This is a genomic window from Paraburkholderia sp. BR13444 (assembly GCF_040948755.1).
Taxonomy (GTDB): Bacteria; Pseudomonadota; Gammaproteobacteria; order Burkholderiales; family Burkholderiaceae; genus Paraburkholderia; species Paraburkholderia youngii.
Window position 1 is genome coordinate 322,751 of record NZ_JBFPKM010000005.1, and the last position, 12,609, is coordinate 335,359.

General features: G+C 66.8%; 11 protein-coding genes. 3 read left to right on the forward strand and 8 right to left on the reverse strand.

Annotated elements, in window-relative coordinates; translation table 11 throughout:
- Positions 1 to 241: 241 nt before the first annotated feature.
- From aepX to AB3X95_RS17320, 3 genes are read left to right on the forward strand one after another with little or no spacing between them, the layout of a single operon-like run.
- Positions 242 to 1,969: a phosphoenolpyruvate mutase gene (gene aepX, locus AB3X95_RS17310; protein WP_368622004.1), complete on the forward strand. Its 1,728-nt coding sequence runs from the start codon at positions 242 to 244 to the stop codon at positions 1,967 to 1,969.
- Positions 1,966 to 3,129, forward strand: a complete 1,164-nt coding sequence (gene aepY, locus AB3X95_RS17315; RefSeq protein ID WP_368622005.1) for a phosphonopyruvate decarboxylase — start codon at positions 1,966 to 1,968, stop codon at positions 3,127 to 3,129. Before aepX ends, aepY begins: the two co-directional genes overlap by 4 nt.
- Before the next feature lie 23 nt (positions 3,130 to 3,152).
- Complete coding sequence (locus AB3X95_RS17320; RefSeq protein ID WP_368622006.1) at positions 3,153 to 4,220, forward strand: 2-aminoethylphosphonate aminotransferase; 1,068 nt, start codon at positions 3,153 to 3,155, stop codon at positions 4,218 to 4,220.
- A 23-nt stretch (positions 4,221 to 4,243) separates the two neighbouring features.
- On the opposite strand, the gene AB3X95_RS17325 is transcribed toward AB3X95_RS17320, so the two are convergent.
- From AB3X95_RS17325 to AB3X95_RS17360, 8 genes are all read right to left on the reverse strand, one after another.
- The gene (locus AB3X95_RS17325) at positions 4,244 to 4,396 is read right to left on the reverse strand and encodes a hypothetical protein (RefSeq protein ID WP_008921009.1); all 153 of its coding nucleotides are present in this window, start codon (positions 4,394 to 4,396) and stop codon (positions 4,244 to 4,246) included.
- Positions 4,397 to 4,525: 129 nt separating this feature from the next.
- Positions 4,526 to 5,233 (reverse strand): PIG-L family deacetylase, encoded by a 708-nt coding sequence (locus tag AB3X95_RS17330; protein ID WP_176120719.1) that lies wholly within the window; start codon positions 5,231 to 5,233, stop codon positions 4,526 to 4,528.
- A gap of 368 nt (positions 5,234 to 5,601) precedes the next feature.
- Positions 5,602 to 6,189, reverse strand: a complete 588-nt coding sequence (locus tag AB3X95_RS17335; protein WP_368622007.1) for an NTP transferase domain-containing protein — start codon at positions 6,187 to 6,189, stop codon at positions 5,602 to 5,604.
- Positions 6,190 to 6,327: 138 nt separating this feature from the next.
- Positions 6,328 to 8,541 carry a xanthine dehydrogenase family protein molybdopterin-binding subunit gene (locus AB3X95_RS17340; RefSeq protein WP_368622008.1) on the reverse strand — a complete coding sequence of 738 codons (2,214 nt, stop codon included), beginning with the start codon at positions 8,539 to 8,541 and terminating at the stop codon, positions 6,328 to 6,330.
- Positions 8,538 to 9,539, reverse strand: a complete 1,002-nt coding sequence (locus AB3X95_RS17345; protein WP_368622009.1) for a xanthine dehydrogenase family protein subunit M — start codon at positions 9,537 to 9,539, stop codon at positions 8,538 to 8,540. The genes AB3X95_RS17340 and AB3X95_RS17345 overlap by 4 nt, the downstream gene beginning before the upstream one ends.
- Before the next feature lie 11 nt (positions 9,540 to 9,550).
- Positions 9,551 to 10,270, reverse strand: a complete 720-nt coding sequence (locus tag AB3X95_RS17350) for a (2Fe-2S)-binding protein (RefSeq protein WP_368622010.1) — start codon at positions 10,268 to 10,270, stop codon at positions 9,551 to 9,553.
- 265 nt (positions 10,271 to 10,535) lie between these two features.
- On the reverse strand, positions 10,536 to 11,045 hold the full coding sequence (locus AB3X95_RS17355; protein ID WP_368622011.1) for an NADH-quinone oxidoreductase subunit B family protein: 510 nt from the start codon (positions 11,043 to 11,045) through the stop codon (positions 10,536 to 10,538).
- Complete coding sequence (locus AB3X95_RS17360) at positions 11,045 to 12,607, reverse strand: NADH-quinone oxidoreductase subunit C (RefSeq protein ID WP_368622012.1); 1,563 nt, start codon at positions 12,605 to 12,607, stop codon at positions 11,045 to 11,047. The genes AB3X95_RS17355 and AB3X95_RS17360 overlap by 1 nt, the downstream gene beginning before the upstream one ends.
- Positions 12,608 to 12,609: the final 2 nt, after the last annotated feature.

The following is a 12,609-nucleotide window of genomic DNA, read 5'->3' on the forward strand; positions in this document are numbered from 1 at the left end:
CCGAATAAACCGCCGAGCCAAACCCTGCAAGGTTCGCATCGACATCCACAAAACGCCAATATCCCATTAAATGATAGAGTATCCAAAAAACGACACATTTTTCCACTTAAGAGCAACCACGAAAAATCGCTGCGGCATTCCAAAAGACTCGCCATAAAAAATTCCGCTATAGTCGCCCTTTTCCGATTGCCAGCCGGGCATAGAAGAACGTCAATCCGCCCGCCACCAGGAGTCCCGAAGAATGAATGCACGCGAACCCGCTTTCGTCTCCCAGTCCCGCAGTGCGCGCCTGCGCCAGATGCTCGTCAGCAGTGAACTCGAATTCATGATGGAGGCGCATAACGGCCTGTCCGCGCGCATCGTTCGCGAAGCCGGGTTCAAGGCGATCTGGGGCTCGGGCCTCGCGATCTCCGCGCAGTTCGGCGTGCGCGACAACAACGAGGCGAGCTGGACGCAGGTGGTCGATACGCTGGAATTCATGGCCGACGCGAGCGATCTGCCGATCCTGCTCGACGGCGATACCGGCTACGGCAACTTCAACAATGTGCGCCGCCTCGTGCGCAAGCTCGAACAGCGCGGCATCGCCGGCGTGTGCATCGAGGACAAGCAGTTTCCGAAGACCAACAGCTTCATTAATGGCGAGGCGCAGCCGCTTGCCGATATCGACGAATTCTGCGGCAAGATCAAGGCCGGCAAGGACTCGCAGAACGACGAGCATTTCTCGATCGTCGCGCGCGTCGAGGCGCTGATCGCGGGCTGGGGCATGGACGAAGCGCTGCGCCGCGCGGAAGCGTATCGACGGGCAGGCGCCGATGCGATCCTGATTCACAGCAAGCTGTCGCGCCCCGACGAGATTCTCGAATTCGCGCGCGAATGGGCCGGCCGCGCGCCGCTCGTGATCGTGCCGACCAAGTACTACAGCACGCCGACCGAGGTGTTCCGCGAAGCGGGCATCAGCACCGTGATCTGGGCGAACCATCTGATCCGCGCGGCGACCTCGGCGATGCAGGCGGTCGCGAAGGAAATCCATGCGAGCGAGACGCTCGTCAATGTCGAGGACAGCATCGCGGCGGTCAACGAAATCTTCCGTTTGCAGGACGCCGACGAATATTCGGAGGCCGAAGACCGCTATCTGTCGGGCGGCCGCGCGGCCGGCTCGGCCGTCGTGCTCGCCGCGAGCCGCGGCAAGGGCCTTGAAGCGGTGACCGGGGAGCGTCCGAAGGTGATGCTGCCGATCGCCGGCAAACCGCTGCTGCGCTGGCTCGTCGACGCGTTCAAGAAGCAGGGCGTCAACGACATCACCGTGGTCGGCGGCTATCGCGCCGACGCGATCGATACCGCGGGCATTCGCCTCGTCGTCAACGAGCAGCATGCGCAGACCGGTGAACTCGCGTCGCTCGCATGCGCACTCGATAAACTGAGCGGCGACACCGTCATTTCGTACGGCGACCTGCTGTTTCGCAGCTACATCCTGCGCGATCTGGTGGAAAGCGAGGCCGCCTTCAGCGTGGTCGTCGATTCGTCGCTGACCGATACGGAGAACGCGAGCGTGCGCGATTTCGCTTGGTGCTCGGCCGCCGACGACCGCGGTCTGTTCGGCAACAAGGTCGTGCTGCGACATGTCGCGAGCGGGCGGGAGCAGTCGTCGGCGGCGAGCGCCGCGCAGGTGCCGCATGGTCGCTGGGTGGGGCTGCTGAACGTGCGCGGCGCGGGCCTTGAACGCCTGCAAGCGGTGATGCGCGGGTTGCGGACGCGCGACGATTTCGCGTCGCTCGACATGCCCGCGCTGCTGAACGCGCTGATCGAAGCGGGCGAGTCGATCGAGGTGCAATACGTGCACGGGCACTGGCGCGGCGTCAACGATCTCGACGATTTCCGCCGCGCGGGCGACTTCGCGCACGCGCAGGCTCCGTTCGCGTCGGCCGTCTGCGGCGCAACGGCGCACGATGCACACGGAGGTGCGCAATGATCGAAGCAGCACAGTTCGTCGAGGCGGCGCGCGAGCGCGGTTTCGACTGGTATGCGGGCGTGCCGTGCTCGTATCTGACGCCGTTCATCAACTACGTGCTGCAGGACGAATCGCTGCACTACGTGTCGGCGGCCAACGAGGGCGACGCGGTCGCGCTGATCGCGGGCGTCACGCTCGGCGCGAAGAACGGCCGGCGCGGCATCACGATGATGCAGAACTCCGGGCTCGGCAATGCGGTCAGCCCGCTGACCTCGCTGACCTGGACTTTCCGCCTGCCGCAACTGCTGATCGTCACGTGGCGCGGCCAGCCGGGGGTTGCCGACGAGCCGCAACACGCGCTGATGGGCCCGATCACGCCGGCGATCCTCGACACAATGGAAATTCCGTGGGAGACGTTCCCGACCGAGGCGGACGCGATCGGCCCGGCGCTCGATCGCGCGATCGCGCATATGGACGCCACCGGCCGTCCGTACGCGCTCGTGATGCAGAAGGGCAGCGTCGCACCGTATGAACTGAAGGACGGCGGCGCGCCCGCGCGGCGGGCGCCGGTCGAGGCTCGTGCGCAGTTCGGCGATATCGCCGCGAACGAACTCGCAACGCGTCACGACGCGCTGCAAAAAGTCATCGCGCATACGCCGCTCGACTCGACGGTGGTGCTCGCGTCGACCGGTTTTTGCGGCCGCGAACTCTATGCGATCGACGATCGCGCGAACCAGCTATACATGGTCGGCTCGATGGGCTGCGTGACGCCGTTCGCGCTCGGCCTCGCGCTCGCGCGCCCGGACCTGCACGTGGTCGCGCTCGACGGCGACGGCGCCGCGCTGATGCGCATGGGCGCGTTCGCGACGCTCGGCGCGTACGGTCCGTCGAACCTCACGCACGTACTGCTCGATAACGGCGCGCACGATTCGACCGGCGGCCAGGCGACAGTGTCGCCGCAAGTGTCGTTCGCGGGTGTCGCGGCCGCGTGCGGTTACGCGTCGGCGGTCGAGAGCGACGATCCGGCAGTCATCGACGAACTGTTCGCGGCGCCGCCGCTCGACGGGCCGCGCTTCGCACGCCTGACGATCCGCCGCGGCACGCCCGACGGCCTGCCGCGCCCGACCATTACGCCGCCCGATGTGAAGACGCGCCTGATGCGCCACATCGGCGCGATCTGAACCCTATGCCAACAGGAGCGCTAATGCTGCTGCTCAATCCCGGCCCGGTGACGCTCACCGAACGTGTCCGCAACAGCCTGTTGCAGACGGACTTGTGCCATCGCGAGAGCGAATTTTTCGACCTGCAGGAAGAGGCGCGCACGCGTCTCGTCGACGTGTACGGGCTCGATCCGAACGAATGGCAGGCAGTGCTGATGACCGGTTCCGGCACGGCCGCCGTCGAAAGCATGACGGCCGCGCTGGTGCCGCAAAACGGCAAGCTGCTCGTCGTCGAAAACGGCGTGTATGGCGAGCGCATCGCGCAGATCGCCGCGCAATACGGCATCGCGCACGAAGCGCTGAAGCACGACTGGATGGCCGCGCCCGATCTCGCGAAGATCGCCGACCGGCTCGACGCCGACAAGTCGTTCACGCACGTCGCGGTGATTCATCACGAAACGACCACGGGCCGTCTGAACGACATCGTGGCGCTCGGCGCATTGTGCCGCGAGCGCGGCCTGCGTCTGCTGGTGGACGGTGTCAGCAGCTTCGGCGCCGAAGCGATCGATTTCTCGGACGCGAGCCTCGACGCGCTCGCGGCGACCGCCAACAAGTGCCTGCATGGCGTGCCGGGCGCGTCGTTCGTACTGGTGCGGCGCGCGGCGCTCGCACGCGCGGCGAGCCGCACGTACTACCTCGATCTCGCGCGGCTCGCGCGTTTGCAGGATCAGCGCAACACGCCGTTTACGCCGTCGGTGCACGCGTACTACGCGCTGGTCGAGGCGCTGCGTGAACTCGCCGACGAAGGCGGCTGGCGCGCGCGTCATGCGTGCTATGCGGCGCTTGCCGGGCAGGTGCGCGCGGGCCTGGCCGCGCGCGGCATCGGCAGTGTGTTGCCGGCCGGGGAGTCGTCGGTTGTGTTGCGCGCGTACCGCTTGCCCAACGGTATCGCGTATCCGCAACTGCACGACGCGTTGAAGGCGCGCGGCTTCGTTATCTATGCGGGGCAGGGCGGGCTGTCGGCGGAGCTGTTCCGCATCTCGACGATGGGCAACATTCACGCGGCCGATATCGACCGCCTGCTGCAGGGCTTCAGCGACTTGACAGGCTGACGCCGCGTCGAGCGCGGCTCCCTTTACACCGGGTCCTTGTCCGGCGGCCCGTCAGGCCGCTGCGGCTCCTCGACATGATGCCCCGGCGACGGCGGCACCAGCGGGTCGGCTTCCGGGTCGCGGTTCGGATCGGCGTTCGGGTCGGGAATCGGGCTGGTGTGCATGTCGTAGCTCATTGCGTCACCCTTGCGGTTGAAATGCGCGGGTCCGGCGTGGGCGGTTGTTACCGTCGATGCCCGCCGCCGCGTCGGTTATCTGTCTTCAAGCGTAGGCGCTCGCCGCGCTTCCTGCTCACTCCTTTTTTGCTATTTTCTCGCGCGTTTGCGGCCGACGCTGAGCTGCCAGTAGCGCTCGGTCGCGAACACGTCTTCGTAATTGCCGGGGCCGAACGCCCGCAACTGGCTCGCGTACGCGTTGACCGCTTCGCGTTTCAGATGCGCGCGGCGCTGCATGTCGATCGTGTGGCCCGCGCTCGGCGTTGCCGGCGTCGCGACGATGCCGCGCTGCGCGAGATCGGCGAGCCGCGCCTGCACCGCGCCCGGCGTGAGCCGGTGAATCGCTTCCTCGTAACCGAACCAGTCCAGATGCGTGAGGCGCGGCAGGATTTCGCAGCACGCTTCGAATACCCGCGCATGATCCTCGTGATGCAGGCCGAGCGGCATCAGCAGCGTGTTGGCGGTCGTGCGGTAAATCGTTTCCTCCAGCGCCGCCGCCATCTGGCTGATCGACGGCGAGTCGGCGTACTGGCTGTCGCGAAACGGCATGCGCAGCGGAATGGCGTCGAGCACTTCGAGCGCGCGGTTGTCTTCGACCGTGCGTTCGCGCACCGCTTCATGAGCGTTCGCGAAGCCCGCTTTCTGGTCCCACTCCGTATGCATGTCGTGTTCGGGCGGCGCGGCGAATACGGTGCAGACGGCAGCGTCAGGATGGGCGGCGAGCAAGGCGCCGCAACTGAACACGGCGTCGTCGAAATGGGGCGAGACGATGAAAAGGCGTGGACTGGTTTCGCTCATGGGCTTGCGTCTGGGGGTTCGATGCGGGGCGGATGAGGCGTCGAGGCCGTCGGTCGTCAAGGCGCCGCATGTGAAAAAAACATGGCGTCACCTCAGCTTAGGCGTAATCGGCACGGCTTGCGCGCGAAACTTGCAGCGCGCAACTCGCGTGCCTGGAAGGCCGCGGATCGAGCGCTCAATCTGTCCATCCAGCGACGGTCGCGGCTTTTCGGCTCGTCGAGCGTCGCTGTCGTGGCCCTGGGAGCGCACGTGTTTTGTGTAGTTCGCGAATTCTCCGAAGACTGTCCGCCAGATCAGCAAAAGCAGTACGCAGTTGAGATCGAAAGGCGTCAGCAGCCCGTCGCGGCTAGGCTGAGATTGACCGCCTGCTAGAGCGTGCGCAAATCATCCGGCGTATCCACGTCGCGCAGAATGCCGGGATCGTCGACGTCGATGCGCGTCAGCGCTCGTGACTTGAGCAGCGCCTTCGCGCCGGTGTCGCCGTCCAGCGCGAGCAGCGCGTCGCGGCACTCGCTGCCGAAGCCGACCGGATGGCCGCGCTGGCCGTCGTAGAACGGCGCGACGAGCGGCGCGCCGTTGTCGAGTGCGCGGGCTACCGCTTCGATCGTCGGAATGGCGATGCGCGGCATATCGGCGAGCGCGACGATCCAGCCTTCGGCGTCGTCGCACGCTTCGATGCCGGCGGCGAGGCTCGCGCCCATGCCGCGCTCGGCGTTGGCCGCGAACACGACATCACAGCCGGCATCGTTCAGCACGCGGGCGAGCGCGTCGGAGCCCGGCCGCACGACGGCGAGCACTCGCGTGACGACCTGCAGCAGCCGATGCGCGGCTTCATGCGCGACCAGGGTGCCGTCGGGCATGCGTGCGAGCAGTTTGTTGTGCAGCCCGCTCGGATCGAAGCGCGAGCCGGAACCGGCGGCGAGCAACACGCCAGTGGCGAGCGAGGCATAGGCCATCGGCGGATACCGGTAGAGAGGAGTGCCCCGATTGTGCGATGCAACGGGGCGGGAGGCAAGCGCGGCAGGACAAGCCCGATGCCAGCCGCCCGCCGCTCCGGCTTTCGGTGTTGCATCGTTTCCGCCGCTACCGCCGGTTCAGGTCCGCACCACCTTGTCCAGCGTGATCGGCAGATCGCGCACCCGCACGCCGGTCGCGTTGTACACCGCGTTCGCGATCGCGGCCACCACGGCCGTGATGCCGATCTCGCCGATCCCGCGCACGCCCAGCGAGTTGATGTACGGATCGGGCCGGTCGATGAACGCAATGTCGATCGTGCCGATATCGGCGTTCACCGGCACGTGATACTCGGCGAGGTTCGCGTTGGTGAAGCGTCCGAAGCGCTCATCGAGCGTGCTTTCTTCCTGCATCGCCGCGCCGATGCCCCACACGATGCCGCCCATCATCTGGCTGCGCGCGGTCTTCTGATTCAGCACGCGGCCGACGTCGTACACCGCGACCACGCGCGGCACGCGGATCGTGCCCAACTCGGCATCGACGTGGACCTCGACGAACACCGCGCCGAACGAGTGAAACGAGTACTTCTGCTTCTCGTCGCCTGGCTTCACGGTGGCGGTCGCCTCGATCGGCTTGCCGCCCGCGCGCGCGATGATCGCCGCGGCCGGATCACGCTTGTCGGGTTGCGAGCGGCTCACGACCCAGCCGCTTGCGACGGTGACGTCGTCGAGCGGCAAGCCATGCACGGGCGAGGCCGCATCGGCGAGCGCCAGCGCGATCAGCTGGCTGCGCGCCTGGCTCGCCGCGTCGCGCACCGCGGGCGACACGCTGGCCGCCGACTGCGAGCCGCCCGACACCGGCGCGCGCGGCAGCGACGAATCACCGAGCGCGAAGTGGATCTGCTCGGGCGTGAAGCCGAGCGCATCGGCGGCGACCTGGGTCATCACCGTGTAGGTGCCGGTGCCGATGTCCTGCGTGCCCGAGGCGACCACCGCGGTGCCGTCCGGCAGAATCTGCGCGAGCGCCGACGCCTCGCTGCGGTTGGCTGGATAGGTCGCGGTCGCCATGCCCATGCCGATCAGCGTGTTGCCGTTGCGCATCGAACGTGGCGTGTGCGAGCGGCGCGACCAGCCGAACTTCTCGGCGCCGATCTGATAGCACTCGCGCAGCGACTTGCCCGACCACGGCTTGTGCTCCTGCGGATCGCTGTCCGCGTAGTTCTTCAGGCGCAGCGCGAGCGGGTCCATCTCCAGCGCGACCGCGAGTTCGTCCATCGCCGATTCGAGCGCGAACGAGCCGGTGGTCTCGCCCGGCGCGCGCATGAAGGTCGGCGTGCCGACATTGAGCTGCACGAGCCGGTGCGTCGTCACCTGGTTGGGCACCGCGTACAGCATGCGCGTGACCATGCAGCAGGTCTCGGTCCAGTCTTCGATCATCGACGTGTTCGAGATGCTGTCGTGGCGCATCGCGGTCAGCGTGCCGTCATGCCGCGCGGCGATCACGAAGTGCTGCTCGGTGCGCGGCCGCGCGCCGACCGGGCCGAACATCTGCGGCCGTTCGAGCACGAGCCGCACGGGCCGCCCGGTTTGCCGCGCGGCCATCGCGCACAGCGACACGTGCGACCACGACGAGCCCTTGCAGCCGAAGCCGCCGCCGATCAGCGGCGAAATCACGCGCACGTCGGACACGGGGATCGCGAACGTCTTCGCGAGCACCTGCGCGGTGCCGCTCACGCCCTGGGTCGAGTCGTAGACCGTCAGCTGCGGGCCGTCCCAGTGCGCCATCGTCGCGTGCGGCTCCATCGGGTTGTGATGCTCGATCGGCGTCGTGTAGGTGGCCTCGATATGCACGTCGCCGCTTTGCATGCCGTCTTCGAAGCTGCCGCGCTGCGTATCGGTCTGCCGGCCCTGCGGCTTGTCCGGCGCATGCGCGTGCGCTTTCGCCTGCTCGAAGTCGAGCGCCGCGGTGCCCGGCTGATAGACGATGCGCAGCTGGCGCGCGGCATCGGTTGCATGCTCGAGCGTATCGGCGACGACTACCGCGACCGGCTCGTTGCTGTAGTGCACCTGGTTGTCTTGCAGAAGCGACAGGTACCGGCCGGCCGGAGGCGAGAACGCGGACTTGCCTCCGTTCGGCAGACGCGGCGCGTTCTGGTAGGTCATCACGAGCAGCACGCCGGGCCCGGCCTCGGCGCGACTCGCATCGATCGACGAAATCGTGCCGGCCGGGATCGTGCTCGTCACGAGCACCCCATGCGCGAGGCGCGCCCCGGGGAATTCGGCTGCATAACGCGCGTCGCCGGTCACCTTCAGCAGACCGTCGACGCGATCGAGCGGTTGTCCGATCAGATTCATGCGACACCTCCCGCATTGCCGGCGGCCTGGTTGACCGCGCGCACGATCGCGCGCTGCGCGAGCTGGACCTTGAAGGCGTTGTCGTGACGCGGCTGCGCGCCGCTCAACGCGGCCGCGGCGGCGTTTTTCAACGTGGCCTGGCTGAGCGGCTGGCCGCTCAGCATGTGTTCGGCCACGTTCGCGCGCCACGGTTTGTGCGCGACGCCGCCGAGCGCGATGCGCGCGCTCTGCACGCGCTCGCCGTCCATCTGCAACGCGGCCGCGACCGATACGAGCGCGAATGCATAGCTCGCGCGGTCACGCACCTTCAGATAGTGCGAATGCGCGATGAACAGCGGCGGCGGCAGATCGACCGCGGTGATCAGCTCGCCGGGCTGCAACGTGGTATCGACGTCGGGCCGGTCGCCCGGCAGGCGATGGAAGTCGGCGAACGCGATCGTGCGCTCGCCACCGGGGCCGCTCACGCGCACCAGCGCATCGAGCGCGGCCAGCGCGACGCTCATGTCCGATGGGTTGACCGCGATGCATTGCGGGCTCGCGCCGAGGATCGCGTGTCCGCGGTTATGGCCGTCGAGCGCCGCGCAGCCGCTGCCGGGCAGGCGCTTGTTGCAATGCGTGAAAGCGGTGTCGTAGAAGTAGCCGCAGCGGGTGCGTTGCAGCAGATTGCCGCCGACCGTCGCCATGTTGCGCAACTGCGGCGACGCGCCCGCGAGCAGCGCTTGCGACAGCAGCGGGTACTGCTCGCGCACCAGCGCGTGATTGGCCGCGTCGCTATTGCGCACCAGCGCGCCGATGCGCAGGCCGCCGCCCGGCAGCGTCGTCACCGAGTCGAGGCCGCCGATGTGTGTGATATCGATGAGCCGCACCGGCCGCGCGACGCCGCCCTTCATCAGATCGAGCAGATTCGTGCCGCCGCCGATGAACACCGCGCCGGGCTGTTGCGCGGCGCGTACCGCACTGGCGACGTCGCTGGCGCGTTCGTAGGAGATCGCATCCATGTCGGTCTCCGTCAGGCTTGCTCGTGCGCGGCGCGCACCGCGGCGACGATGTTCACGTACGCGCCGCAGCGGCAGATGTTGCCGCTCATGCGTTCGCGGATTTCGTCGTCGGTGAGCGCGGCGGGACGCCAGCGCACGTCGGCGGTCACGGTGCTCGCCGTGCCGCTGCGGAATTCGCCGAGCAGGGCGGTCGCCGAGCACAACTGCCCGGGCGTACAGTAGCCGCACTGGAACGCATCGTGTTCGATGAACGCGGCCTGCACAGGACTCAATGTGCCGTTGCTCGCGAGTCCTTCGACGGTCGTGATGTTCTCGCCTTCATGCATGACCGCGAGCGTTAGGCACGAGTTGATGCGGCGGCCGTCGGCGAGCACCGTGCAGGCGCCGCATTGACCACGGTCGCAGCCTTTCTTCGTGCCCATCAGACCGGCGTATTCGCGCAACGCGTCGAGCAGCGTCACGCGCGGTTCGAGCTGTAGCGCGTATGCGCGGCCGTTGACGGTCAATGTAACGGGGTGCGGCGGCACCACGGGGTTGCTTTGCGGCGCGGGTGCGGCGGGTGCCTGCGCTTGCGCGCGCAGATTCGGCGCCGCGCCGATCGTCGCGGCGGCCGCCGCCGATTGCAGGAAGCGGCGGCGTGACGGTTGGGAAGGTGTGATGGTTTGCTCGGCGGCCGACTCTGAAGCGGGGGTGTCCCCGCAATGCTGACATTCTGTAGGCGTGGTGGTCATGACGATCTGTTGACTCCATTGAAAGGTCAATGCAGGCTGACGACGCGTCGATGTCCAACGCATCGCGTTGACACAAACCATTGAGCAGCAATTTAAGTGCCGTTGCAGGTGCAGCTACAACGGTATTAAAGACGCGCTGCAAACGCAAAGCCGATCCGCGCAATAAACGCAGGCCAATATGCGCAATGATCAGGATGGAGCCCGTGTGGAGTCGCGCAAAACGGGCAAAGTTGCACGTTTTGCACTGGGGAAAACGACCTGCGGCTCAACGCGCCCGGCAGGCTGTGAGGATGCCTCGCAGCAAATCGATCGGCGGCGGCGGACATCCGGGGATCGTCACGTCGACCGGCAAGATCGACGAAACCGGGCCGCACACCGCGTAACTATTGGCAAAAATGCCGCCCGTGCATGCGCACTCGCCGGCGGCAACGACGAGTTTCGGAGCGGGGGTCGCGTCGTACGCGGCGAGCAGGGCCGCGCACATATTCAGCGTCACCGGCCCGGTCACGAGCAGCAGGTCCGCATGCCGCGGACTCGCGACGAATTTGATGCCAAGCCCTTCGATGTTGTAGTACGGGTTGTTCAGCGCGTGAATCTCCAGCTCGCAACCGTTGCATGAACCCGCATCGATCTGCCGGATGCACAGCGCCCGCCCGAGCAGATCGAGTATGTCCCCACGAATGCGTCGCTCCTCGTGAAGCCATGCGTCTTCCGCCGCCGGCGCGGGTTCGTCGGGGAAATCGGTGCGCGCGAATTGCCGGATCAGTTGCCACATCAGAGATCGTGCCCCGCGTAGTTCAGGTTGAACGACTTGTTGATCAGCGGGAAATCGGGAACGATGTTGCCGATGATCGCGTGCTCGAGCGCCGGCCAGTTCTGCCATGACGGATCGTGGCAATGGCATCGGCCGATGACGTCGCCCGGGGCGAGATCGAGGGCGACGAATACGTCCCCTCGCCAGCCTTCCACCCAGCCTACGCCTTGCGCGTGCGCCGTTGCAGGCGTCATGGCGACGACCGCGGGACCGTCATCGGGAAGATTGGTCAGCAGCGTGCGGATCAGGCGCAGGGATTCATCGATTTCGGCGAAGCGCACGGCGACGCGTGCGGCAACGTCGCCGCGCGCATCGCTGACCGCATTGACCGCCATGTCGTCATACGGAGCAGCGCGCAAGTTCGCGCGAACGTCGAAGGTTCGGCCGCTGGCGCGGGCGGCCATGCCACGCACGCCGAAATGCTCGACGACAGCGGGCGTCAATCGTCCCGTGCCGAGGAACCGATCCTGCAGCCCGGACTGGTCTTCGTAGACTTTGCGCATCACGTGAACCTCGCGTTCGATGCGTTCGCATTGCTCGGTCACCACCGCCGCGTCGTCGGGGCGAACATCGACCGATACACCGCCCGGCACGATCCGATCCATCAGGTACCGATGTCCGAATAGGCGGGCGTTCGTGCGTATCCAGTCCTCCTTGAGCCGCGAGAATTGCGCGAGTGCGAAGCCGAACCCAGCGTCGTTCCCGAGCGCGCCGAGGTCACCAAGGTGGTTGGCCACGCGTTCGCGTTCGAGCAGAAGCGCACGCAGATGCAGGGCGCGCTTCGACAGTTGCGTGCCGCTGGCTTGCTCGAGCGCCATGCAAAAGGCCCACGAGAACGCGACGGTCGAGTCGCCCGCAATCCTCGCGGCAACCCGATGACCGTGCGATGCGGGAGTACGTTCAAACAGACGCTCGACGCCGCGGTGCACATAGCCGAGACGTTCTTCGAGGCGCAGCACCTTCTCGCCGACGACCGAGAAGCGGAAATGCCCCGGCTCGATGGTGCCGGCATGAATCGGCCCGACAGCGATCTCGTGTACGCCATCGCCCGCAACCTGCACGAACGGGTAGTCCGCCTCGCTCGATTCGAAAGCTTCGACACCGGTCGCCTGCCTTTGCAGCGGGAAATAATCATCGGGCCAGTTGCCGTGATTGAGCCACGCGCGCGTGTCCTGGGCGCCACGCGCGCGCAGGCCGATCAGATCGAAGATCGCTCGTTGCATGCGAGTCGCGCACGGGAAAACGGTGGCGAGATCGGGATAGTCTCCACCGGCATTCTGCTGACGCCCGATCGGCAGGCGCACCCACGCTATGCCGTCATCGCATTCGTACGCGGCGTTCACCGAGAAACCGTGTTCGACTGCTTCGCTGCCCCACATTGCAACGAGGCGCCGCTGCTCCGCTCCCGCGGTGCGCGCAAGCTCGAGCCACGCTGATTCATCAGCACTCACCACTGCTGCTGGAATCTGGCCCGCACGATGTGTGAGGCGGGTGGCGGCAAGTTGCATCCATTCGAGTCGCATCC

Excerpts from the sequence above, each read along its gene's own strand:
- AB3X95_RS17335 (WP_368622007.1), bottom strand. The coding sequence starts at position 6,189 with ATGGCCTATGCCTCGCTCGCCACTGGCGTGTTGCTCGCCGCCGGTTCC.
- AB3X95_RS17355 (WP_368622011.1), bottom strand. The coding sequence starts at position 11,045 with ATGTGGCAACTGATCCGGCAATTCGCGCGCACCGATTTCCCCGACGAA.
- AB3X95_RS17330 (WP_176120719.1), bottom strand. The coding sequence starts at position 5,233 with ATGAGCGAAACCAGTCCACGCCTTTTCATCGTCTCGCCCCATTTCGAC.
- AB3X95_RS17360 (WP_368622012.1), bottom strand. The coding sequence starts at position 12,607 with ATGCGACTCGAATGGATGCAACTTGCCGCCACCCGCCTCACACATCGT.
- AB3X95_RS17345 (WP_368622009.1), bottom strand. The coding sequence starts at position 9,539 with ATGGATGCGATCTCCTACGAACGCGCCAGCGACGTCGCCAGTGCGGTA.
- AB3X95_RS17320 (WP_368622006.1), top strand. The coding sequence starts at position 3,153 with ATGCTGCTGCTCAATCCCGGCCCGGTGACGCTCACCGAACGTGTCCGC.
- AB3X95_RS17350 (WP_368622010.1), bottom strand. The coding sequence starts at position 10,270 with ATGACCACCACGCCTACAGAATGTCAGCATTGCGGGGACACCCCCGCT.
- AB3X95_RS17340 (WP_368622008.1), bottom strand. The coding sequence starts at position 8,541 with ATGAATCTGATCGGACAACCGCTCGATCGCGTCGACGGTCTGCTGAAG.
- AB3X95_RS17325 (WP_008921009.1), bottom strand. The coding sequence starts at position 4,396 with ATGAGCTACGACATGCACACCAGCCCGATTCCCGACCCGAACGCCGAT.
- aepY (WP_368622005.1), top strand. The coding sequence starts at position 1,966 with ATGATCGAAGCAGCACAGTTCGTCGAGGCGGCGCGCGAGCGCGGTTTC.
- aepX (WP_368622004.1), top strand. The coding sequence starts at position 242 with ATGAATGCACGCGAACCCGCTTTCGTCTCCCAGTCCCGCAGTGCGCGC.